We start from the raw sequence: 23,142 nt of genomic DNA on the forward strand, positions 1-23,142 counted from the left end.
CCCTGTTCAATACAGAGATCATCTTCTTCAATCTGCCTAGACTTTTTTAGAAGGTCCTTTACAAGGGGTACAGTTTAACAGGTAGTCGCCCTTTTTCATCTTAAGAGGTCAGAGATGGAATCAGTTCTTCTCTCTTGTTAATTTCCTGCAATGCATCAAAGAACAGATCGGGCTGTTCCATCATGGTCATATGTCCGGCATCGGGAATCGTGAATATCCCTTTACTTGGAGCTTTGATCTCTTCAAAGTATTGTTGCGCGATGACATAAGGGGCCTGCCAATCATTCCCGCCCAATATGTAATAGATGGGCACTTTATATTCTGCTGGTTCCGTACGGAGGTTAAAATCGCCTAAATATTCATGCAGCTTGGCATTGGCCTTGAAGATCTTCATAAATGCGATAATATCCGAAAACTTGAAGATAGGGCTCTTGAAAACGGTTATCCATATCGCAAGATCGATTTTCATAGCCAATTTGTATTTCCCTTGAAGCTGTCTGACCTTTTCGCACTTTTTCAAAAATTCTCGGTTAAATACGATTCTATTTCCGGGATATTCACCTATTGCCTCCAGCTTTTCCAAGGATTTTTTATCACCGGATTGTTCGATCATTTCCTTAACTTTGTTGTATCCGACTTGCTCATTTTCCAGCATATTGACAACCTGCGCAGCGCCTATATAATAAGCTACCTCATCAGGATGCTTTCTGATAAACACAGAACCTAAGACACTTCCCCACGAATGACCAAGGATAACGATCTTTTGCTTGTTGTATCTCTTCTTCAAGTATTGGATGACTTCAAATAAATCCTGCAGCAGCAAATCAATCGTAGGGAGCTTATCTGGATTCTTCGTCAATGTCTTCCCCGTTCCGCGCTGGTCCCAATGAACAACGGTGTAGATCTCCTCCCATTTTTCCTGGAATGCTCTTGTGAATAAAGATTCAGCTGAGCCGGGTCCTCCGTGCAAGAACAGCATCACGGGATTAGCACTGCTCGTTCCTAAGTGAAATAGATATTGACTGATACCATTGATGGGAACATATTCTTCAAGACAGATGAGTCGATTCAATTTATTCTTCATCTTTCGCCCGCCCCATATTTCGATTGGTTTCTTCGTCTTTCAAACTCTTTCATCACTCTTGTTTGCAGTTCATTTTGATTCTCAACCGGCTCTAGTCTGCCTTCAGCTTCAAACCCATCCTGATCTTCACCGTCAAAACGGTACATTTTCTTCAAAAGGTACCACATCTGTTCTAGTTCCTTTGCTGAGAATTCCGCGAATAGATCAGTCAATAAATAGATACCATTTTCGGTGGATTCCAACATGAGTTGTGTTCCCGATTCTGTGATGTTGACATTGACCGCGCGTTTGTCCTTCTGACTGGGAGTAATGAGAATGTACCCTTTCTTCTCCAATATCGTGATGATTTGCTTGACGCTTTGTTTGGTGGTGCCCAGTTTTCTTCCAATGTTGTTGAGCGTGGTTTCATCTTCCGGCAAATGTGCAATGGCCAGCATCGCCATGTACTGCCTGGATGTCAGACTCTTTAAGTAGGCATCACCCTTAATCTGAATCTTATTGGCAAGTGAGAACAAAGTGGCATAAGTCTGCTGCATCAAAAATAATTCATTGTGAATGTCCATAGATTTTCGGTGTCACCTCATCATTTAGACATTATATTGTCTAAATAAAGGATAACAATGGAAATAACTAAAGTCAATATACTGTCTATTTATTAAAAATTGAAAGCAGCCTTATGGTCGTCATTTCTATAAAAAGAAAAAAACACGCCCTGTCTTGGCGTGTTTAACGTTTGTGTATGGTGAAATCGATTCGCTACCCTACAGTGACCTAGCCAGACGAAAACCGAGATCATCAATTCGAAAGGTAGGGTGACTGCGGCGACGGCACGTCGCCCCGCAGCCTCTAGCCTCTTCCGCCCAGCTGCCACCGCGGAATATTCTATAGGAGCCGTATACATTCGTATCGTATATATCCCAACACCACTCCCATACATTTCCTAACATATCATAGAGACCCCACGCATTCGGCAGCTTTTTACCTACCTCATGTACCGTACCTTCAGCGTTTCCATGATACCAAGCTATTTCATCAATCTCGCCGTACTGATATCCACCTGCTCCTGCTTTACATGCATGCTGCCATTCCGCTTCTGTAGGAAGACGATAACCATCCGCGTCCCAGTCACAGTCGACACGCTCACCATCATCACTTATCGTGTAACATTCCGTTAGACCCGAGTGCTGAGAAAGCAAATTACAAAAGAGAATGGCATCATTCCACGAGACATCCACAACTGGGACCTGTGGTTCGTCATTAGATCCAACTGTCTCTTGCATGATCGAGCTATATAACGCTCTCGTAACAGGAACCGGTGCAAGCCAAAAAGAATTCACCTGGACCGTCCACGTCTTCTTTATACGATCGTCCCTTAAGTTAACTTCACCTGCAGGAATGTTCACCATTGGATACTCAGCATGACTACCCAGTGCGTTTGACATCTATCGTCCTCCTGTTCTAACTCTTCGAGGAATTTTAATAGAATAAATCAAAAAACGGCATCTCTGCCGTTTTTATCAATCGTCTAGTCCTTGTTCTTCCCGAAGTTTATATAACCCTTGAAGAATCAATTCGGAAGGATCCCGGTTCAACAGGAAATGCATCATCAAAAGATGGACAGGAATTGCGCAGGTGTTATTTCCTTCACTGATCGCTGGAAATCCAGCCTCGAACACTGGACCATGCTCTTCATTCCACTCCAAACGGGCCAAAGCTTGCCCTTGGAACTCCTCTTGGACCGCCGCCATACATCGCGGGACGAGTACTTGATCAATAAGAGCTTTGGCTTCATCTTTGTTCTCCGGAGATTTAGGCAGCAACTTACCACCTTCGGTCTTCATTAAGTCAACATAGAAGGATGCCATCCATTCTTCCGGCTTATCGCTCGACTGAAACTTATTGACCAATTCACGAAGGAAAAATCCGCAGACATATCCGTCATTCGCATCATCTTTCACATGAAAAATAAAAAGAGGGCCGTAAACTTCGTGCTTCACCACCTGTGCTTGAACATCATTGTAGTATGTTCTCAAAGCAACGAGGCCATTATGATGTACAGCGTTAATCAGTTCAGCCCATTTCTCTGCTGAAGCGGTTTCATCATTGCTGTTGTTCGACGTTTCATTGTTCATGGTTTCATTCGTCATTTTATTCACCCATTATTCATCATATCATTCATCGACTTGAAGCGTCTAGACTTACGATTAGTTCAGATATATTACTATAAGTGAGCTTTCAAAGCTAATGAATGTATCTGTGCACCAGATTCGCATCATTTATATGTGATAACATAACTTGTTTTTTAAATTTAATGGCTTAGAATATAGTTGATTGGTAAAAAAGAATAAAAATGTAATCATGAGGAGGAGTTCGTGTTGCGCTTAAAGAAATCCCCCGGAGGTTCGTTATTCCCGTATTATTACAAAGGTGGAGAACTACACTGCCTGAAGTATGGAAGTTTTCACTCAAATTCAGATGCTTTATTTGCATTAATGAAAGAAGAAGAGCAATTTATTTTTGGAACAAACCGTCGGTTGAATATTTGGGTGGATTTTTACGAAACGAACTTATCCGATTTGGTCATGATCAAATTTGTAGAGAATATTCAACATTTACACAATCACATGAATAGACTCGCCATTGTAGGTCTTTCGTTTTGGGATAGGTGGCGGTTGCGTCAAATGATTAAGAAAATGATCCATCCATTTCCGGAATGGATTCAATATTTCAGTGACCCAGAGGCGGCCAAAACTTGGCTTATTAATGATTGAGTCTTATGACAGAATTTCAATATGAGCTTCGAGAAATGGAATAAACGAAAGTATGTCCCGTAGGGGGAACGCCCGCTAATAATGCCCGTTCGAGACTATATTATCTAATTTAACTCAATTCGCATTCAAACGAAGCTAAACAACCAGTCGCCGATTGATTTATTATTTGAACCAACCTTTTCGCCATAAAAAGAATAACATTCCTGATCCAAGGATAACCATAACCCCTAATACACCGAAATATCCCCAACGCCAAGTAAGCTCTGGCATATTCTCGAAGTTCATCCCATAGATGCTCGCAATGAAGGTTAATGGTATAAAAAACGAAGTCATGACGGTTAATGTTTTCATGATGGTATTCATTCTATTTGAATTAATTGCTATGTAGCTGTCGCGCATATCAGCTGTCATTTCTCGATTGGATTCAATCATTTCGAAAAGTCTCACCAAATGATCGTGAATATCAGTAAAATAGGCTAATTGATCTTTTATTCCATGGATTTTATCCATACTTATAACTCGATATAGAAGGTCTCGCATTGGTAAAACCGTCTTTCTTAATTTATGCAAGCTCGAGCGAATTTCGAAGACACGATCCATTAACTCTTGAATGCTTTCGTCTTTGACATTGTCTTCGATTTCGTTTAATTGATCTTCTATTTGATACAAACTAGGAAAGTAATTATCCACTAATTTATCCATGATTAAATAGGCAGCAAAGATAGGCCCTTTCTCGGATTCATTGTTCTGTTCAATAATGCGTTGCCAAGCTTCATCAACTTCTGTGGATTTTTTAAGATGGACGGAAACAATAAAATTTTGGCCAATAAACATATCTACTTCTTCGGCATTTAACGTTTTCTGATCTAAAGCATGTACAACAAAAAAGTGGACATCTTCGTAATGATCCAATTTCGGGCGTTGCAATAAGTGTAGACAATCTTCTATTGCCAGTGGATGAAAGTGGAAATGTGATTCCAGCAACTTCATTTCCTCTTCAGTAGGTGTATCAAAATCAACCCAGAACCATTTGATATTCTTATCATCTAGATCTGCTATGGAATGACCCTGAATGACTGTTAAATCATCAGTTACAGCAATTGTTCGAAGCAAAGTAACAACACCTCTCTAGGCAGGAAATCCCAATTCAGGTTATTGTGCAGCACTGCCTGTTTGTTTATACGCTCATTATACATCAGCTTTCATTGATTCCCGCAATATTTAATCTTGACCTTAGGTCTGACCTAAGGTTTATGCTTAGAATATCAAATTCACATAAGCAAGGAGTATTTCTAATGAATGATTACATTACCATTAGTGAGCTTTCAAGACTTATGAATGTATCTGTGCACCAGATACGCTATTTCGAAGAGAAAGAGATTCTATTTCCATCTTACACAGATACCAATCAATACCGTATGTACGGCATCAGTGAAATCTATCAATTGGCTCAGATCTTGATGCTCCGCAAGCTGAACGTACCTGTCAGTACGATTAAAGAATGTATAACTTCCTATTCCACTACTGATTATCAACAATTGTTGAGTAAATCGCTAGGCGAGATCAATGCTGAAATAGACCGGCTTAAGTTACTACAGCAGTTTATTCAGAAAGTACTGAACGAGCATGATGAATTGGATAACCTGAACAATGATTATCACATCAAGTATATGGATACCAGGTATCTGAAGCAATGGATTGAATTTGGTGAACATGAAACGTTGAATGCCCGAAATCTATACAGTCAAAGGTACCAGACGCCTCATTTATTCGAAACCGATCTGCATTACGTATACAATTCCAAACGAGCTGCCTTATGCTTTGAGACCGATCAACCGACAGATATCATCCTACAGAAGGGAAACTATCTCTGTAAACCATTTATAGTGATAGAAAATCAGGATCTTGAGCATGAAATTCGACAACTTGAACAATATGTAACACAACATCAGTACAAGCAGTCGGGGGCAATTATCATCATTGAAAAATCTTATCTTTCCATGTTCAGCAATAACGAGCTGCACTATGAAATACAGGTTAACATCAATCAGGTCGCGGAAGGTGATACCTAATGAATCTGAACCCGATCACAATCGTTCCTTACCAAGAACATGACCATGAGGATGTGTGCAAACTAATCGTAGATTCATTTCAAGGAAAATTCCATTCCCTTGTCAAACTGAATGACCATGATATCTCTAAGCTATTAGCTGGCATATGGAAGGACGATGTTAATAAACAGGTGGTGGCCAAAGTAAACGGAGAAGTTGTCGGTACTCTCAGCTTGAAATGGAAAGGCAATCATTCCACAGACAGAACGACTGATCAGATCCACTTTGCACAGCTATTTAAGCAGTTTGGATATGTTCATGTATGTAAATTTATTGTAGGGCTTCAATTCTTGAACTATAAACCAAGGGAATATGAGTGTTATATTGAGCATTTGGCAGTTCGTTCAACTCATCGCAGTAAAGGAATTGGCAGACAGCTGCTGCTGTGGGCACAACATTTTGCTAGTTGTCACACCGAATTCACCCACTTATCGCTGCATGTCTCAAATAAGAACAAACGGGCGATTAACTTGTACAATCAGATGGCATTTGACATTGAAAAGTCCAGCTATAATGGCGTTAGGCATCTAGTCTTCAAGGAGCCCGTTTGGCATTACATGACACAGAGAACCAGGAGTGGCATCCATGATGAATAGTAGAATTTTCGGATTTATGTAATTTTCACTTCAATCGAACATATTTATATTTCCTGATAAAATGTTAGAATAAAGTAGTCAGTTCACAAGATAAGTCAGGAGCATATTAAATTGCGGATACATCCAATCTACTTATTGCGGATCACAGGTCTGTTAGATGGTATATCATTACTTGTATTACTTAGCATCGCTATGCCCTTGAAGTATATATGGGGGATAGACGAAGCCGTAACGATTGCAGGAAGCGTTCACGGCGGGATATTCTGTTTATATGCGCTAGCTATAGTTTATACTGCTATTCGAGTCAAGTGGAGCCCACTATGGTCTGCTGCAGCACTAATCGCAGCGTTTATACCATTTGGAAACTTTGTGCTTGATAGGAAACTGAAGAAGGCGCAAGCCAAGTATAGTGTAAGGCAGTTGAACAATGTCTTGCTCGTTTACAGTATCGTGTTCTTTTCCTTCTTTGATTTATTCTCACAGTTACCGATCATGAGTACATTTGCGACTTCAGTCGGTGCAAGCTCATTTATAGTCGGCTTTGTCATTGGACTATATTCGTTATCCAATACGGTCGGTAATATTATTTCCGGTATTATGACGGATAAAGTTGGACCATTCAAGATGCTAATGGTCGGATTGCTCTTATCAAGCAGCGCTCTGCTGCTTTATCAGTTCGTAGAGCAACCCTTGTTCTTGATTATCGTTCGAATCATACATGGCTTTGTAGCTGGTTTAATTGTTCCGGCCGCTTTTACATTCTCAGCGAACACCACCGTAAATGATCAGCAAGGAAAAAAAGTGGCCTTTACCGGTACATTTGTAGGTCTGGCTGCTATAATCGGCCCTGCTTTCAGTGGAATTATGGCAAGTAAGATTTCCGTACCATTCGTCTTTAACTGCGTAGCTGCAATGGGCTTTATACTTACGATCCTATCTGCCATCTTTCTTCGCAAGTATAAGATATCCAAGAAACCGAAAGACACAAGTGTCAATCAATCATTCGGCTCGATCTTCAATGCAGGTGTTTTAAAGGCTTATGGCGGCGCCTTTTTCTTAATGTTCTCACAAGGCGTAATTGCCTATTTATTGCCCTTGCATGTTCAAGCGCTTGGTTATGATTCGAGATTAAGCGGTACCTTAATGAGCACTTTTGGAATTATAGCTGTTCTCATATTCGTGCTTCCTACTAATCGTATCTTCGATCGGGTTGCCTCATTCAAAACAATGGCCATTGGAATCGCATTAATGGGAATAAGTCAGCTGTTGATAAGCCAATCCACGACGACATTAGCTCTTTATATCGTGTTAGGTCTATATGGTGTAGGCTTTGCCTTCTTGTTCCCATCTATTAATACGATGCTCATTAAAGCTACGCCTTCGGAGCTGCGCGGGAAAGCTTATGGTTACTTCTACGCCTTCTTCTCTCTAGGCGTTGTTGCCGGATCTTCCGTGTTAGGCTGGCTCCCCTTCAACATCACCGAAGGGTTTATTTTCACAGGTATCATTCTACTGCTGTTTGCTGCTTTCGTAGTCTTCAGCGAGCGAAGAGATGTCGCTTTGAATCACTCATGAGGAGCAACGAAGCCTATTATACATGAAAACTTCAGAAGTAGATTCAGTCTGTGCTTTCTCGTTTTAGCACAGACTGAACCCCTGAGCGCAGCGCTGGCAGCGAAGAGGTTAGGGGTTCGATCCCCCTTGGCTCCATCATAATAAAACCTTGTAGCATCGGGATTTCCCGGTGTTTTTTGTTTTTTCTGAAACGTTTTTTTGGGATGAACTTGGTGCGTTGTCACAATTATGGTCACTAAACAATCTGAATTAGGCTTGTTGCCGCTGTTTTGACGATTCAGGACATGGTTTTGAATAACATATCACCGTATCGTTGTGCAGTTTCTTGATGAATACTTGGGAGTACATGACTGTATGTGTCCAAGGTAATCCTAATATCGGAGTGACCCAATATTTCTTTAACGATCTTCGGATTGATACCTTCTTTAAGCATCAGCGTTGCTGCAGTATGACGGAGATCATGGAAACGAATCTTTGGTACCTCTGCCGCTTTTATCAGATTGTAGAATGTGCGGAAAATATTCCTTGGCAGGGTAGGCGTTCCGTTAGAGGTACATCCCACCAAGTCCAAATCCTTGTACTTTGTGGGATCATGGGCAAGTTTCTCTTGTTTAAGTGCTCGATGATGTTTCTTTAGTTCAGTGGCTATCTTATGGGCAATAGAAATCGTTCTAGTACTTGATTTCGTTTTGGTATCAGAAGCAAGGTACTTACCATCATGACTTAAGGTTTGTCGTACAGTTACAGCAGAGGCATCGAAATCGACATCCTTCCAACGTCGTCCTAATATTTCGCTTTGTCTCATTCCGGTAGTAAGGGCCAGTAGGAATGCGATATACAACCTATTTCCTCTCGCATGTTGAAGGTATTTGGTAGTCTCGTCCAGAGTCCAAACTTGCATCTCTTTTCGGGTTACTTTCGGTGTCTCGGCATCTTTAACCGGATTATGTAGAATGTACTTTCGTCTAACAGCCGCGTCGAATGAGCTTTTTAGAATCTTATGGATGTCCAGTAAGGTTCGCTCAGATAATTTCTTTTCTTTTGAAAGTTTGATGTAGAACTTCTCAATCATGCTCGTACTAAGTTTTCTTAATTCTAATTCTCCAAATTCTGTGATGATGTGGAGTTCGACATGCTTTGTATAAGTCTGGAGAGTAACTCGTCTTAGCTTTACGGATTTACTTTGCAGCCATTCTTTCATGAACTCGGAACAGGTAATCTTGGACGGTTTAATGTACATTCGCTGATCGACCTCCTGCATGATTTTACGCATTTCTTGCTTGGCTTCCTTCTCGGTACGGAAGCCTCTTCGCTTGATCTGAATCCGTTTACCGTAATCATATTTTCCGGCATCAACAACAAAGTAATATGTGCCTCTTGCTTCATCTTTTTTCACATTCATCTTCTTCGCCTCCGTAGTTTTGTTCAACAAAAAAAGAGCCAAGGAAATGAACACTTAGCTCTATCTGATAAAATGTTTTGAAGATAAGATTTTGTTCAATTAGAGAATAGGATTTGCTGATAAAAGGCAGAGAGTAAGTCCGTCAAGGCCGCGTAGCGTTCATTTTAGCCTTGATGGGCGATTTCCTTTCACCAACACTATTGTATTGCTCAGTAATCCATTGCTGGGCCTGCCTAACGGCGAGTGCAAGGGTGCAGGGAACAGCGTTCCTTGCGTTTCCCCTCAGGGGACGGAAGAGGGTGGCTGTCTGATTTGACCATGGTTATTAGCTAATCGAGATTGAACTTAGTGTGATACAGCCGCAGTCATGTGGCTTATGAGACGCTTGTAGATACAAAATAGACAGCAAAAGAGCTGTAATCCACTATCTGGACTACAGCTCTCCGTACAAAGCATTCTGATTAATCGTAGAGCATCTTTTGTTATGGAATCTCGTGCGGTATTATTTCAAAGCGTCTTTAAGATACTGTTTGAAAAGCGATTCGCTAAACGGTACTTCTTTCTCAGCTTCGAAGTCATACATCATAATAGTAGAATCATCTTCGCTAACATAGCATTCAGCGAATAATACGGGGCGACTTGCACCTGTGTATGCAACTGCAAACGTAAAATAGGTTTTGCCCTTAATCGTTATTGTGTCATAGGAATCAATGTTAGGCGTTTTACCATATGACTTCATGATGGGGGCTACTTTAGCAGTGATGATTTCCATTGCCTTATCTTCCGTAATCTTTTTCGATCCGGCAGGTTTCGGACCCACAGGCTTCATAGTTCCATCAACGTAGCGGATAAAGAGTTCTCCGGTATATTTGTCAACTAGATACAAGTAATCATAAGCCATATACTCAGTTGACGCTTGGAAGCTGTAATACTTCTCAGAATCAATGCTATCAATCTTGGTCGCCTTTATCTTTACCTTGCTACCTTCATAGTTGCGAACAATCGCTAACGCTTCGCTTTCAGTCAGCATTTTCTTCGGATTGTCCAAGACGATCCACGATGGATCAAATCTATAACCTGTAGACATAGTGTAACGTATTTCAATTCCGGCAACTTTATTGGTCGCTTTGTTTACTACAAAAGTTAAATAGGCATGTGAATACTCAATAAATCCATTGCCTAAATCTTTCTCCGAGTCTGAATGCATATAAAAGAACTGTACAGCTCTATAGGAATCTCCTACACGGAATCCATTTGAAGTTCCCACTTTGCTGATGTCAATTGATACAACTTCCACATTGTCTTTGGTTGTATCTAAGCGATGATAAATGAAAATTTGGGGCGAATCGGATGGATATCCAACTTTGTAGTATTTATATCGTTTCGAAGCGTCCCATCCGAGAAAGACTTGATTTGCATCGGGATATTTTTTGCCGAGTTCACTTAAAAATTCGAATGATTCTGACCGATCAAGATACCAATCAGTTCCATTGAATTTAAAACTCAGTTCTTCAGGCTCCAACCCTCTTACTCCGACGAAACTTGTATTTACAAAGAGAGTATTTGTCTCATCACCCAAAATATAAATTACATCAGGTTGATTACCTAAGATAATTAAACCATCCTTGTAACCAACACTCATTTTCAGTAAGTCTTCTGCAAGTTTTCTAAGCGGAATCATTGTCCTTCCGTTCAGAGTTTGAGCCGGCACTTCCATTTTGATCTTTTTGTTGTCTACGGTCATACTGTCAGAATTGAGTTTCAATACAGCTTTTGAATTGCCGTACTTAATCGTGATCTGAGACGTAGCATTATCCCATAACACTTCAGCCCCTAAGCTTTCAGAAATAAACCTAACAGGCACTAATGTGTTTCCCTTAACTACAGTAGGAGCAACATCAAGATTTGTGATATCAATTGGCATTTTAATGCCATTCACGAACGCATAGGAAGTATCCACATGTAACGCGATTACATTCTTCATTAAGCTCATCATGAGTTCGTCATCTTTAAATACTTCTTCCTTAGCTTGCGGGATTGGTGCTGCCAAGGCTGGTACTGACCAAACACACATAAATAATCCAATTACTAATAAACACATTAGTTTTCTCATGAATTTTCTCCTGTTTTTTAGAGTGACATAAATGTTCATAATAATTCTTGAGATCTGTTAAGAAGATGTCCTTTTTCCTCTACATTCGGGGAAGAAGGGAGTGGTTACATGGATTACAAATTGATAGGTAATAAAGTTCGGGAAGAACGCTTGAAATACGGACTTACTCTGGAAAAGCTTGCAGAATTGGTAGGTATTTCCAACTCTTACATGGGCTTGATTGAGCTTGGAGAACGGATTCTCTCGGTAGAGACACTTGTGAAACTCTCAGTTGCTCTTGGAGTGTCTACAGATTCGTTGTTACAGGAAACGATGAACATTATCGAAAAAGACACCTTTGTGATACAGTTCGCCCAATTAACCAATCAGCTTGAATCAAAGCAGAAGATGATTATTATGGACGTAATTCTTGCCATGCTACCTCATTTTAAGCAGAACGCTGATAAGTAGGATTCGAATGTGAGATTTAATGAACACTACTTCATTCGACAAATTCCTTCATTGTCCTTGTATAAAAGTGATAATTTAGTAAAAAGGTTTTATATGAATTAGGATCAAAAGCCTTTTACATGGAGTAGCGGAATGATGAGTCTTCTGACCTTTGCCACGAAGCCTGAGTTCATACCGCTAGTGTCTCCATGTCATTAACACTACTAAAGTGGCAGAATATCGATTACATGTGGCCAAGCTCCTTCAAACTACAAAATCTTTCCTGACCAACGACCATATGATCGAGCACCTCGATACAAATGATTTCGCCTGCTTGAACCAATCGCTTCGTTAGCTGTATATCTTCCGAAGATGGTGTCGGATCACCTGATGGATGATTATGAATGCAAATAATCGACGCTGCTGCACGTTTAATAGCTGATCTAAAGACCTATAACTCACTTCGGTCTCCAACCCGCTCTATAGCGCAGTCTTTTTCTCTACTCCAATTATTCAATACTCTTTAATGATTCAATCATATTGATCTTGGTTACTTTTCTTCGAAGTAATAAGTTAGAGAGGATGGTAAGTAAGTATGCAAGAATAACAGAGAACAGCAATATAAAAATACTTAATTGATCTGGGATTTGCTGATGGGAACTCGACAGTGCCTTTACAACCATTCCATACATATAGCCACCTATCGGTAAGGCCACAATTACCGCAAATGTGGTTAGACTGATGTTTTCAAAAAATATAAGTCTGTTTATTTTATATTTTTGATAGCCTAATACCTTAAGTGTTGCAAGCTCGCGATTTCTTTCATATATGTTAATGGAAGATATCGTATAGATGGCGCCAAAGGAAAGCACGACCGCACAAATGATAAACATGATAAAGATAAAACTATTTTGCTTCAGTATATATTGGGCCGATTCCTTTAAATCATTCTTATCTGCGATTGTATCTACCTGTTGATCTTGTTCGAAGAAATTACGAACACTTGCAAGGTCTGTGGCGCTGCTGGCCTCCACTAAAAGCGAGGTTGGATTGTACTTGATGCCAAAGCTCTCTAGATACGCTGGTGTGCAATAAAATGACGGATTCGAATACTGTGTAGATATGTGTAAAACCTTCATATCGACCGTTTTATTAGCAAACTCTGGCGCGGTGAACTTGATTTGGATAATATCGCCTTCTGCAATCTGATAGTTGTCGGCATACGATTTGGGTACCAGCACACCACTGTCTTCCAAAGCAAGCCGATTGTCATTTTCCTCGAAGAAATGAATGAGATTGTTTTCTTTCTTCGTAACAACTAGCGTTGCATTTTTGTTATCATCACCTTTGATGAGATCCACGGGAAAGGTGGATAAATCATAACTGCTTTTAATGCCGGTGGGTAGATGTAACGTATCCATAGATGTTCCGGTCTTGTAATCAACTCTTAAATCATAGGTATTCACCTCTTCAATCTGGTCAGCTACTTTTTGCAAAGCCATTTGAGTACCAAAAGCAGTAATCAATAAAACCGTGCTCGCCACAACTCCAACAGAGCTCGCTAACGCTTTTGATTTATTTAAAAATATATTCCTCAAAATGAGCTTGTAGCTGTAGGAAAGATGACTCCAAATACCCGGAATTCTTTCGATTAGCAGCTTCTTCATCTTCTTAGGCGGTTTCGGACGCATCGCCTGAGCTGCACGTTCTTGTAGAATGGCTCTGCCACTCAAGTAACAAGACAGGATTCCAAACGCACTCGAGAAAAGGATGGGTAGAATCACAGAGGTTAAGGATAAGGAGAAGATGATGTCAGGCAGTGAGTAGGCTTTTGCATTCGACGCTTTTACTAATGGAATAAATACACTAAAGGCAAGGACACAACCTAGAATGGAGCCTATGATCCCTACCAGCACGGGGTAACCCATGTAATGAAGCATTATGTTTCTGTTTTTTACACCCAACGCCTTCATGATGCCTACTTGATTTCGTTGAGAATCAATGATCCGCGACATGGTAAGGAATAGAATGATCGCTTCAATCATGAAGAGAAGCAACGGGATAACCCTGCTCATCAATTTATTATTATGGATCGTTTGTTGCAGTTGAGAATAACTGAACGTCCGCTCTTTACTCATTTGGTTTACATAGGAGAGTTCTTTAGATTGTGCCTCAATGGTTTGGCCTAATTGGTCAATATCGTACCCTTCCTCAGCATCAATCAAGATTTCATTAAAGTACAAGCCGCCTGCGATTTGAGGTATGGCCGCTTCCGTCATATAAGCTACACCGTAGGTTTTATGGTCTTGGATTTCGTTCTTTTTGGCATGTTCCACATTCTCACCCAAGCCGCTAATGGTGAACGTCACATTTTTCTCACTCACACTTAACTGAATGGGATCACCGACTTGGTACTGATGCTCCTTGGCATAATGGGAATCTAGCAAGATTTCATCCTTTTGTGACGGAATCCTTCCCTCAATCAGCGTAGGCGTATTGATTTCATTGTTTGCAGGGATCGAATGTATCTTTAAAGAAGCTTTCATATCTTCAAATGCTTGCGTCGCATCTAGGGTATACCGTCCTTCGATTTTGTTTATTCCTTGGAATCGGCTTAACCCCGCCACGTCCTGCTTGGAGATTTGACTGTAATAGACATTTAAGTCGCTTAGATTATGCTCTTTAAAATAATCCTTCGTATAAGCGCTAAGATTATCGCTTAATGTGACCAGCCCCGCATAGAAAAAAGCGCCCACTGCGATAACCAACACAAAGGCGATAAATTGTCCGATCGACTGTTTGATATCCCTTAACAATTTTATAAATAACTTCATCATCACCACTCGATCCCTTCAACGTTCTGTTTATCGTGATTCACCGTAACGCTTTCGATCATTCCGCTCTTCACCTTGATAATCTTATCCGCCATAGGAGCAATCGCAGAGTTATGTGTGACCAAGACGACGCACTTCTTCGTCACTTTATTCAGATCTTGAAGAAGCTTTAAGACGGACTTTCCAGTAACATAATCTAAAGCTCCAGTCGGTTCATCACAGAGTAATAGCAAGGGATTCTTGGAAACAGCTCTCGCGATCGCAACGCGTTGTTGTTCTCCTCCAGAAAGCTGGGAAGGGAAGTTCCTGATGCGGTCCTTCAATCCAACCTTATACAAAACATCTTTAGCATTCAGATGGTTTTTACATACTTCAGTGGCAAATTCAACATTCTCTAGCGCGTTTAAATTCGGGATTAAGTTATAGAATTGAAATACAAAGCCAACTTTCTCCCCGCGATATTTGGTTAATTTATTTTCATTGAACTTTGTGATTTCTTGATCGCCAACAAATACATGGCCTGTAGTCGCCGTATCCATACCGCCAAGGATATTCAAAATTGTACTTTTCCCGGCACCACTAGCCCCCAAAACAACGACGAATTCTCCCTCTGATATGGAAAAATCAACACCTGCAAGAGCCTTGATCGTCACTTCTCCTATTTTGTATTCTTTCGTTACGTTTTTGAATTCGATTAGCTTTTTCATTTTCACATCTCCTCTTATCGCATTTATGGTTACCATCACTACCGCTCCAGATTTGAGTCAATTTACCATATTATTCAAGTTGATTATACGAAGGCAAGAGAAGAGAAACACCCATCAATAGTCTCCACTTCCGCTAGACCATAGTCGGGTTCAAACACAACAGCACTCCATTTCCGATATGGGTAAGGGGTCCCCGTGCGCGGGCTGATCCCCGGGTTCGCCCCTTTAGGGCTCACTACAAACAAAAAAACCACGTCCGAAGACGTGGTTTACTGCCCTGACATCTGTTCATTCATTTACAAATCCAATGATAAATCCGTCATATCCTTTACAACCGACTGTTTGGATGGCGGTAGCAATCAACCGGGGTAATTGCATATGATGCAGTTAAGGCAATTCACTTTTTTCTATGATTGTAAGGAGGATATAAAATGAGTGAAAATAAAAAAAATTCAAAGCAATCCTCTGACTCACAAGATATTCAGATCGCAAGACTTGCGTTTATTGGGGCCGCTATCGCTACATTAGGAGATGGAATATCTGCAATTGCTGCTGGTCTTCAACTAGAAGCTTTAGAAAAATCAAGTAACCAAGATTCTCAGAATCTGGATGAACAATCAAAACAGTCAGACACCATTCAAAAGCAGATAGACTATATAATAAATGAGTTAGATAAAATCAAAAAGATGATGAAATAAAAATTTCACTTTCAAAAACCCCTGATTCAATCAAGTATTGATCTAATTCCTTATCATTAGTATAGAGCTTAATCCCTTTACGATTAAAATAAGCACGAAGACAACTTCACGTTTGTGTGTACACCAAATAATAGAAGCTATCGTCTTCCTAGCCATGATCATTAGATTCGTTGGATGACTTCTCTAGGAAAGGGAGCAAATTAATCTCAGATATATACTGACTTTGAGTTTCTAAAAAATGCACCGCATCTGTGACTTCTTTGTTATTAGATTCATCCACATCATTTAAATACAGACTGTGTGTAGGGAGAACAAAGAAATTACATATTCTAGTCTCGTTTTCTCTGTTATCTGATTGTAGTACGAGATAAGCTTCATCATCAAAATAAGCTTCTTCGCACGCAGATTGTCGATCTCCTCTCCAATTTTAGCGGTACTTGTTCATGTAGACTAGCTGAATTCGAGTATTCTCGTTTTTGTGGTTTCGATATTAATACTTACCTTATGAGCATGCTGTCCGCAATTGCTGATTGAAGGATTTAAATCTCAATTACTCAGACCTTGATTACATGAAGTTATTTAAACAGATCGAACCATGTTCTCGAACATTAATGATGTAAGTAGAAGTTCCGATTGTATCCTCTATGAACTGTGTGTATTTCTGAGCATCTTCATTCGGCAGAATAGTAAGTATGACTCCCGCGAAGCCGCCGCCATGCACACGGCATGCACCCCTACCGATAGTCTTAAGAAAAGATTCAGTGATGGCCAGCGTAACCGTAATCTCTTGATGCTGAATGTCAGAATTCAGATAACAGTTTTGCAGCCATTTCCAGGATGAATTGCCTGAATCGGTAATCAGCTGCAGGAACCGATCCATATTCCCTTGAGTTAAAGCTTCCACTTGGGCTTCAACCCTTGTGTTCTCATCGAAGAAATGCAATGCTCTAAGCACAGCTCTATCACCACATTGATTTCTTAGGAAATCCAAATTGCCGTATATATCGTTTGATGTCAAGTCGCGACATACCTCTCTACCTAGCGCCTTTGCAACAGCATGCATTTCATTTGGTACGGATCCATATTCCTCTGTTAAATCGGCATGATTTCCACCGGTATTTACAATAACAAGAGAGAAACCATTCTTCTGAAAATCAAAGTTAACAGGGGTGATGATCGGCTCATGTGGATTTGCAAAATCAATAGCAATAAGTCCGCCATATGCACATGCCATTTGATCGAGCAACCCAGACGGTTTATTCCAATACTTATTCTCTACATACTGCCCGATCTTGGACATCGCTATCGCGTCTAGGGATCCTTCATTATAAAAAGTATTTAATATACTGCAAATTAGCATTTCGAACGAAGCAGACGAACTTAAACCGGAAGCCGATAATACATTGGTAGTTATATAAGCATTGAAACCACCGACAGAGTATCCAGCTTCAACAAAACCTGCTACGATTCCCCGCACAAGAGACAACGTAGCTGATTCTTCTTGATTTAGTTCAAGATTAGAAATATCAACAACAAATTTGCCCGGATAACCTTCGGAAATAAACGTAATAACCGATTCGTTAACAGGAACTGCTGCCGCAATTGTATCTAAATTGATGCTTCCGGCAAGAACTTTTCCATGGTTATGATCAGTATGGTTACCTCCAATTTCACTTCGACCAGGTGATGAGAACAAAGCAATTTCCCCATCTTCAAATTGCTCCTGAAACGACTTGACCAATGCTGAGTAACGATCAAGCTGGAGAGAAAGCTGATCTTGACCATATAAACTGGTAAGCAATGATCTAGCCTTATTTGAATTTAGCATCTCGATGGTATGTTCAATTGTCATCATAAATATTTTCCTCCTCATATGTATTGACCGATGAGAGTTCAATAAAAAAGATCGCAACCCTCAGGCTTGAAACCAGATGATAGCGATCTTTTTACGATTATTTATCAATACTACACTTTCCGAATCCAGAACTCATATGCCAGATTCTGATCGGACTTAATATGATATTCCTCATGAACCGGAGCTCCCCAGCTGTCGTCACCGCCTACGCCCATTTGGAGACCAGCTACTGTAACAACTACAACTGTGTAATGGACTTGTGGCAGCTCATATGGATGCATGGCTTGCTCTAGCTCGAATGCGGTATATGGCGAGATATTGCATTCCACTGGTGCAGATGCAGGTGCACTAATCTGAATTCCTCGTCCTACCTGATTCGTGATATTCACACGACGCACACCAGTCCGATTGCCTGACTCTTGCGGTACGATGTACGGAGATAAATTATCCGCTGCTTCATTCTGGAAAGTACACAATCTGGCACCATGACAACGATCGATGTAGTTCTCGTCAGGACCCATTGCATACCAGTCAAGCTTGTGATAATCTGCCGACAGCTTGAAGGATACTGCGAAGATCGGCATATCTGGCAGCCCTTGAACCCCATGATAGCTTGGCTTCACTTGAATGCTTCCATCACCATACACCGTATACGCCACTTGTACACGGACATCTGGATGAATGTTTACCAAGTAAGTGAACGTAATCGTTGCACGATCGGCTTCTTCCACCAAAGCGGTATCGATGCATCTTGGTTTCAGACTTGCACCATACCAAGCGCCGAGATCAAAGCCCATTACTGTACCTCGATCATTATCCGTTGTTGCTCTCCAGAATAGTGGATAAACAGGCTGTGCAATCAACTCCTGACCCGCATAATTAACTGAGGTCAAGCTTCCTGCTGCTTCGGAGAACTGGATGCTAAAGCCTTCGCCCTTCACACCGATATTAACATCGCCCTTAGCTACTCTGATGGTCCCTGTCGGCTCAGATTTAGCCTTCTCCAAAATTTGTTCGAACACGAATTGTCCAAATGCCACCTCATGTCCTGCCTCTGCCCATAACGTGCTAGACTTGAGCTTCATCGACGCATTAAAGGTATATTCCCCTTCTGTATCCGCGTATTGATTCCAATTCAACTCGATATTTCGTTCTTCTCCTGGTGCAACGATTACGTCCATCTGACCGATATATACCTGATGCCCTTCATGACATACACTGTATTCCAGTACATAACCCGCAGTATCGATAAACAAGTTCTCATTTGTAATTTTGATGCCTGCTTCATTTGGTACAAGCTTCACATTTTGATATAAGAATTTCACTTCCTGCAGCTTAGGAGACGGTTTACGATCTGCGCAAACAATACCATCAGCAACAAAATTGTAGTCTGTTGGCCGATCACCGAAATCTCCGCCATAGGCCATAAATTCATTACCGTAACGATCTTTCTTGATAATTGTTTGGTCGATAAAGTCCCAAATAAATCCGCCTTGATACATCTGATATTTCTGTTCAAGTTCCGTATACTTATGCATGCCGCCCAGTGAGTTCCCCATTGCATGGATATATTCACAGTTAATGAATGGTTTAGACGGATTATCGTTTATGTAAGCTTCGATATCCACCGGCTTCGCATACATTCGGCTTTCCATATCGCTTGTATCATTGTAGCTTCGATCATGGAAGATACCTTCGTAATGAACAAGTCGGCTCGGATCGGTCTTACGGAAATACTCTGATACGTTGTAAATAACTTCTCCACCGTACGATTCATTCCCGCATGACCAGATAATGATCGCAGGATGATTCTTGTCCCGCTCCAGCATGGATACCGCACGATCCATTACAATCGGCTGCCATTCTGGAAGATTGCCTGGGACTACCCATGATGGCTCGACAGCTCCTTGCTTCTGCCATGAACCATGTGATTCAAGGTTCATTTCATCGATCACATATAAACCATACTCATCACATAGCTCGTACCATAAGGTCTGATTCGGATAATGGGATGTACGAACCGCGTTGATATTACTCTGCTTCATCGTTTGAATGTCCCACAGCATATCCTGTTTGGTTACAGCCCGACCGCTTCTGCAGTTGAATTCATGACGATTCACGCCTTTGAACACAATTCGCTTGCCATTAATGTGCATCAATTTATCAATCATCTCAAACTTGCGGAAGCCTACTTTTTGCGGAACGACTTCAACAAGCTGACCTGCTTCATCATAAACCTGTAAGAATAACGTATACAAATACGGCTGCTCAGCACTCCATAACTCCACCTGCTCAAGCGAGAATTGAACCTGTGCTCCATCCGCAGTTATAATAGCCTCACCACTCGCAACCGCTGCCCCACTCCGATCATACAGCTCATACTCCACTTTGCCTGCTGGCTCGCCTGTCAGCTTAAGATCTGCCGAGAAGCTGGCTCCCTTATAAGCAGCATCCAGATCTGTCCGAACGAATATATCCTGAATGTGAACCTCTGGAACCGTATAGAGATATACGTCACGGAAAATACCCGAGAAGCGCCAGAAATCCTGATCCTCTAGCCAGCTTCCTGTACTACGCTGGTAAACTTCAACAGCAAGTTTATTATCACCTGCTTGTATAAATGGGGATAAATCAAATTCTGCTGGTGTAAAGCTATCCTCGCTATAACCTACAAATTGTCCATTCAGCCATACATAGAAAGCGGATTCAACACCTTGGAAAGAGATAAATACAGGGCGTTCTTGCATCAACTCAGGCAACTTAAAATGCTTCACGTAGCTGCCAACTGCATTATACTCTTCTGAAATAGCAGGCGGACGAAGCTCTTCATGACCATCCCACGGATATTGGGTATTCACATACTGTAGTGAACCGTATCCTTGCAATTGAATATGTCCGGGTACTTCAATCCCGTTCCAAGCCTCGCAGTTAAATTCCTTCGTATAAAATTCGGCCGGACGATTAGCAGGATTCACAGCGTAATTGAATTTCCATGTACCGTTAAGACTGTGCCGCATAGACATGGAAGGAAAGCATTGCGCCTCCTCCTTGCTTGTATAGTAACGATGGTCGGAGTGTGCAGGCACCCGATTCACTGCGAATACATTCAAATCACTCAGCCATGCTAATGTCGGTTTCATTTGCTCCATTTCCTTATCCCCTTACCTCTTATATTCATCAAGCAATAATTACTTAACTGAGCCCATCATTCCAGCTACAAAATGTTTCTGCATTATAAAAAAGACAGCTGCTGTTGGAATTGTAGCAATTACAATCGCCGTCATAATCACACCATAATCAGGTGCATAGCCAGCCCCTAGATTGGATATCAACAGCGGAATGGTTGTGTTCTCAGGCGTTTGCAGTACGATCAGCGGCCATAAGTAGTTGTTCCAACTAGACATGAACGTGATAATGGCAGCTGCTGCATAGGTGGTCTTCATCGTTGGCATATAGATTTTGATGAACACGCCAAACTCATTTAAACCATCCATACGGCCCGCTTCGAGCATATCCTTCGGAAACATCTTCGTGCTTTGACGGAAGAAAAAGATCAGAAAGGCAGTCGTCATAGTTGGCAAAATGACTGCAGGAAGCGTATCGATCCCGATTGCTGGGGCGACTTTCGAAATTTGGGCAAAGAAGCGGTACAACGGTATCATCAATGCTGCGAACGGGATCATCATGGACAAGAGAATAATGTTAAAGACGATATCTCTCGATTTGCTGCGGAAGATTTGAAAACCATAGCCTGCCATTGAGGCAATGAACAAAGCTAATATAGTTGTAATAACAGCAATTTTGGCGGAATTGAGCAGCGCCGTCGTCAAATCTGTTGTATTGAGCAAGTTTCTAAGGTTCTCCATAAAATGTGTACCCGGCAGTAAGCTTCCCTTCGTTACATCGACAGACTTATTCGTAGAACTAATAATCATCCATAGAAATGGAAAGATAGACACGAACGATACGAAGCTAAGGAATAGATAAGTTAAGCCGCGTTTAATTTTGTGCATCTTTATCACCTGCCACTTTGAATTGAATAATTGCTAGGATTACAATCATAAAGACAATCGAATAAGAAACAGTTGCCGCATAACCAAAGTCTGCGTTGTATTTGAAGGATAGATTATAAATGTATTGCGAGATCGACAACGTTGCATTACCAGGACCACCCTTGGTAATATTCATGACCTCATCAAATAATTGCAAGGTACCAATTGTCGAGGTAATCGATGTGAACAGAATGATCGGCTTTAACATCGGAATTGTGATGTTGAAAAACTGCCTTGGTGCATTCGCACCATCAATCCTGGCTGCTTCATATATGGATCTATCAATATTTTGCAAAGCAGATAAATAGAAAATCATATTATATCCTGTCCAACGCCATGTAATGGCGATAATAATCGTAATTTTAGCCCAGAACGGGTCGGTAAGCCACTGAATCGGATCTGCGATGAGATGCAGCTTCATCAGCAGCATATTGACTAATCCATCTGCAGCAAATAGATATTTAAAAATGATTGAATATGCTACAAGTGAAGTTACACACGGCAGGAAGATGGCCGTACGAAAAAATCCTCTTCCTTTAAGATTACTGTCATTTAGTAAAACTGAAATAAACAGTGCCAAAATGATCATTACAGGTACTTGAATGATTAAGTAGAAAAACGTATTCGATACAGCTGTAATAAATGTACTATCCGTAAACAATCGTTTGTAATTGTCGAGTCCTACAAATTGTAAGTTGGCGCCCATACCCGATTTAAACGAGAGCAGCAATGCTTCAATCATCGGATAAAAGTAAAACAGAACAATCATGGAAACTGCGATTATAATAAAGGACCATGCTGTAAGCCCTGTAGTTATGTGCAAACTAAGGCCTGATTTCTTTTCTTTCACGACACCCCAGCTCCTTCCGGTATTGAATAGGAAACCTCAGACCGTTGCTTGCCTGAGGTTTCCAT

Annotated in this window: 19 protein-coding genes and 1 pseudogene; 6 read left to right on the forward strand and 14 right to left on the reverse strand. The window is 41.0% G+C overall.

Annotated elements, in window-relative coordinates; translation table 11 throughout:
• Positions 1-100: 100 nt before the first annotated feature.
• From AC3WTP_RS17875 to AC3WTP_RS17890, 4 genes are all read right to left on the reverse strand, one after another.
• Positions 101-1,084, reverse strand: a complete 984-nt coding sequence (locus AC3WTP_RS17875) for an alpha/beta fold hydrolase (RefSeq protein ID WP_492395999.1) — start codon at positions 1,082-1,084, stop codon at positions 101-103.
• Positions 1,081-1,647 (reverse strand): MarR family winged helix-turn-helix transcriptional regulator, encoded by a 567-nt coding sequence (locus AC3WTP_RS17880; protein WP_492396000.1) that lies wholly within the window; start codon positions 1,645-1,647, stop codon positions 1,081-1,083. The genes AC3WTP_RS17875 and AC3WTP_RS17880 overlap by 4 nt, the downstream gene beginning before the upstream one ends.
• A gap of 198 nt (positions 1,648-1,845) precedes the next feature.
• The gene (locus tag AC3WTP_RS17885; RefSeq protein WP_492396001.1) at positions 1,846-2,526 is read right to left on the reverse strand and encodes a formylglycine-generating enzyme family protein; all 681 of its coding nucleotides are present in this window, start codon (positions 2,524-2,526) and stop codon (positions 1,846-1,848) included.
• 75 nt (positions 2,527-2,601) lie between these two features.
• The gene (locus AC3WTP_RS17890; protein WP_492396002.1) at positions 2,602-3,231 is read right to left on the reverse strand and encodes a hypothetical protein; all 630 of its coding nucleotides are present in this window, start codon (positions 3,229-3,231) and stop codon (positions 2,602-2,604) included.
• A gap of 228 nt (positions 3,232-3,459) precedes the next feature.
• On the opposite strand from AC3WTP_RS17890, the gene AC3WTP_RS17895 reads away from it, so the two are divergent.
• Positions 3,460-3,855 (forward strand): STAS/SEC14 domain-containing protein, encoded by a 396-nt coding sequence (locus tag AC3WTP_RS17895; RefSeq protein WP_492396003.1) that lies wholly within the window; start codon positions 3,460-3,462, stop codon positions 3,853-3,855.
• A 162-nt stretch (positions 3,856-4,017) separates the two neighbouring features.
• Here the strand turns inward: AC3WTP_RS17895 and corA are convergent, their stop codons facing one another.
• Positions 4,018-4,968: a magnesium/cobalt transporter CorA gene (gene corA, locus AC3WTP_RS17900; protein ID WP_492396004.1), complete on the reverse strand. Its 951-nt coding sequence runs from the start codon at positions 4,966-4,968 to the stop codon at positions 4,018-4,020.
• Between the two features lie 182 nt (positions 4,969-5,150).
• On the opposite strand from corA, the gene AC3WTP_RS17905 reads away from it, so the two are divergent.
• The 3 genes from AC3WTP_RS17905 to AC3WTP_RS17915 all read left to right on the forward strand — a co-directional run bounded on the left by AC3WTP_RS17905 (position 5,151) and on the right by AC3WTP_RS17915 (position 8,137).
• Positions 5,151-5,927 carry a helix-turn-helix domain-containing protein gene (locus AC3WTP_RS17905; protein ID WP_492396005.1) on the forward strand — a complete coding sequence of 259 codons (777 nt, stop codon included), beginning with the start codon at positions 5,151-5,153 and terminating at the stop codon, positions 5,925-5,927.
• Complete coding sequence (locus AC3WTP_RS17910) at positions 5,927-6,562, forward strand: GNAT family N-acetyltransferase (protein WP_492396006.1); 636 nt, start codon at positions 5,927-5,929, stop codon at positions 6,560-6,562. The genes AC3WTP_RS17905 and AC3WTP_RS17910 overlap by 1 nt, the downstream gene beginning before the upstream one ends.
• A 111-nt stretch (positions 6,563-6,673) precedes the next feature.
• Positions 6,674-8,137 (forward strand): MFS transporter, encoded by a 1,464-nt coding sequence (locus AC3WTP_RS17915; protein WP_492396007.1) that lies wholly within the window; start codon positions 6,674-6,676, stop codon positions 8,135-8,137.
• 277 nt (positions 8,138-8,414) lie between these two features.
• Here the strand turns inward: AC3WTP_RS17915 and AC3WTP_RS17920 are convergent, their stop codons facing one another.
• Together AC3WTP_RS17920 and AC3WTP_RS17925 are read right to left on the reverse strand one after the other, a co-directional pair.
• Positions 8,415-9,539, reverse strand: a complete 1,125-nt coding sequence (locus AC3WTP_RS17920; RefSeq protein ID WP_492396008.1) for a tyrosine-type recombinase/integrase — start codon at positions 9,537-9,539, stop codon at positions 8,415-8,417.
• A gap of 502 nt (positions 9,540-10,041) precedes the next feature.
• Complete coding sequence (locus AC3WTP_RS17925; RefSeq protein ID WP_492396009.1) at positions 10,042-11,652, reverse strand: copper amine oxidase N-terminal domain-containing protein; 1,611 nt, start codon at positions 11,650-11,652, stop codon at positions 10,042-10,044.
• 108 nt (positions 11,653-11,760) lie between these two features.
• Here AC3WTP_RS17925 and AC3WTP_RS17930 point away from each other — a divergent pair, with 108 nt between their 5' ends.
• On the forward strand, positions 11,761-12,102 hold the full coding sequence (locus AC3WTP_RS17930; protein ID WP_492396010.1) for a helix-turn-helix domain-containing protein: 342 nt from the start codon (positions 11,761-11,763) through the stop codon (positions 12,100-12,102).
• A gap of 223 nt (positions 12,103-12,325) precedes the next feature.
• Here AC3WTP_RS17930 and AC3WTP_RS17935 read toward each other — a convergent pair.
• From AC3WTP_RS17935 to AC3WTP_RS17945, 3 genes and pseudogenes are all read right to left on the reverse strand, one after another.
• Positions 12,326-12,532 (reverse strand): annotated as a pseudogene (locus tag AC3WTP_RS17935) (JAB domain-containing protein); the annotation flags it as partial.
• A gap of 58 nt (positions 12,533-12,590) precedes the next feature.
• On the reverse strand, positions 12,591-14,915 hold the full coding sequence (locus AC3WTP_RS17940) for an ABC transporter permease (RefSeq protein WP_492396084.1): 2,325 nt from the start codon (positions 14,913-14,915) through the stop codon (positions 12,591-12,593).
• A 2-nt stretch (positions 14,916-14,917) separates the two neighbouring features.
• On the reverse strand, positions 14,918-15,622 hold the full coding sequence (locus AC3WTP_RS17945; protein ID WP_492396011.1) for an ABC transporter ATP-binding protein: 705 nt from the start codon (positions 15,620-15,622) through the stop codon (positions 14,918-14,920).
• Positions 15,623-16,053: 431 nt separating this feature from the next.
• On the opposite strand from AC3WTP_RS17945, the gene AC3WTP_RS17950 reads away from it, so the two are divergent.
• A complete protein-coding gene (locus AC3WTP_RS17950) occupies positions 16,054-16,320 on the forward strand; it encodes a translation initiation factor 2 (RefSeq protein WP_492396012.1) in 267 nt (88 codons plus the stop codon).
• Positions 16,321-16,885: 565 nt separating this feature from the next.
• Here AC3WTP_RS17950 and AC3WTP_RS17955 read toward each other — a convergent pair.
• The 4 genes from AC3WTP_RS17955 to AC3WTP_RS17970 all read right to left on the reverse strand — a co-directional run bounded on the left by AC3WTP_RS17955 (position 16,886) and on the right by AC3WTP_RS17970 (position 23,077).
• On the reverse strand, positions 16,886-18,175 hold the full coding sequence (locus AC3WTP_RS17955; protein ID WP_492396013.1) for a galactokinase: 1,290 nt from the start codon (positions 18,173-18,175) through the stop codon (positions 16,886-16,888).
• A 110-nt stretch (positions 18,176-18,285) separates the two neighbouring features.
• Positions 18,286-21,324 (reverse strand): beta-galactosidase, LacZ type, encoded by a 3,039-nt coding sequence (lacZ, locus tag AC3WTP_RS17960; RefSeq protein ID WP_492396014.1) that lies wholly within the window; start codon positions 21,322-21,324, stop codon positions 18,286-18,288.
• 39 nt (positions 21,325-21,363) lie between these two features.
• The gene (locus AC3WTP_RS17965; RefSeq protein WP_492396015.1) at positions 21,364-22,188 is read right to left on the reverse strand and encodes a carbohydrate ABC transporter permease; all 825 of its coding nucleotides are present in this window, start codon (positions 22,186-22,188) and stop codon (positions 21,364-21,366) included.
• Positions 22,175-23,077, reverse strand: coding sequence for a carbohydrate ABC transporter permease (locus AC3WTP_RS17970; RefSeq protein ID WP_492396016.1), 903 nt, complete (start codon positions 23,075-23,077; stop codon positions 22,175-22,177). The genes AC3WTP_RS17965 and AC3WTP_RS17970 overlap by 14 nt, the downstream gene beginning before the upstream one ends.
• Positions 23,078-23,142 lie beyond the last annotated feature (65 nt).

This window comes from Paenibacillus sp. EB106-04-04-XG159 (assembly GCF_058791835.1).

Bases quoted from the DNA above. Each gene is read 5' to 3' on its own strand.
- AC3WTP_RS17885 (WP_492396001.1), bottom strand. From the start codon at position 2,526: ATGTCAAACGCACTGGGTAGTCATGCTGAGTATCCAATGGTGAACATT.
- AC3WTP_RS17925 (WP_492396009.1), bottom strand. From the start codon at position 11,652: ATGAGAAAACTAATGTGTTTATTAGTAATTGGATTATTTATGTGTGTT.
- AC3WTP_RS17880 (WP_492396000.1), bottom strand. From the start codon at position 1,647: ATGGACATTCACAATGAATTATTTTTGATGCAGCAGACTTATGCCACT.
- AC3WTP_RS17945 (WP_492396011.1), bottom strand. From the start codon at position 15,622: ATGAAAAAGCTAATCGAATTCAAAAACGTAACGAAAGAATACAAAATA.
- AC3WTP_RS17955 (WP_492396013.1), bottom strand. From the start codon at position 18,175: ATGATGACAATTGAACATACCATCGAGATGCTAAATTCAAATAAGGCT.
- AC3WTP_RS17910 (WP_492396006.1), top strand. From the start codon at position 5,927: ATGAATCTGAACCCGATCACAATCGTTCCTTACCAAGAACATGACCAT.
- AC3WTP_RS17875 (WP_492395999.1), bottom strand. From the start codon at position 1,084: ATGAAGAATAAATTGAATCGACTCATCTGTCTTGAAGAATATGTTCCC.
- AC3WTP_RS17930 (WP_492396010.1), top strand. From the start codon at position 11,761: ATGGATTACAAATTGATAGGTAATAAAGTTCGGGAAGAACGCTTGAAA.
- AC3WTP_RS17890 (WP_492396002.1), bottom strand. From the start codon at position 3,231: ATGACGAATGAAACCATGAACAATGAAACGTCGAACAACAGCAATGAT.
- AC3WTP_RS17965 (WP_492396015.1), bottom strand. From the start codon at position 22,188: ATGCACAAAATTAAACGCGGCTTAACTTATCTATTCCTTAGCTTCGTA.
- AC3WTP_RS17940 (WP_492396084.1), bottom strand. From the start codon at position 14,915: ATGAAGTTATTTATAAAATTGTTAAGGGATATCAAACAGTCGATCGGA.
- AC3WTP_RS17920 (WP_492396008.1), bottom strand. From the start codon at position 9,539: ATGAATGTGAAAAAAGATGAAGCAAGAGGCACATATTACTTTGTTGTT.
- AC3WTP_RS17905 (WP_492396005.1), top strand. From the start codon at position 5,151: ATGAATGATTACATTACCATTAGTGAGCTTTCAAGACTTATGAATGTA.
- lacZ (WP_492396014.1), bottom strand. From the start codon at position 21,324: ATGGAGCAAATGAAACCGACATTAGCATGGCTGAGTGATTTGAATGTA.
- AC3WTP_RS17950 (WP_492396012.1), top strand. From the start codon at position 16,054: ATGAGTGAAAATAAAAAAAATTCAAAGCAATCCTCTGACTCACAAGAT.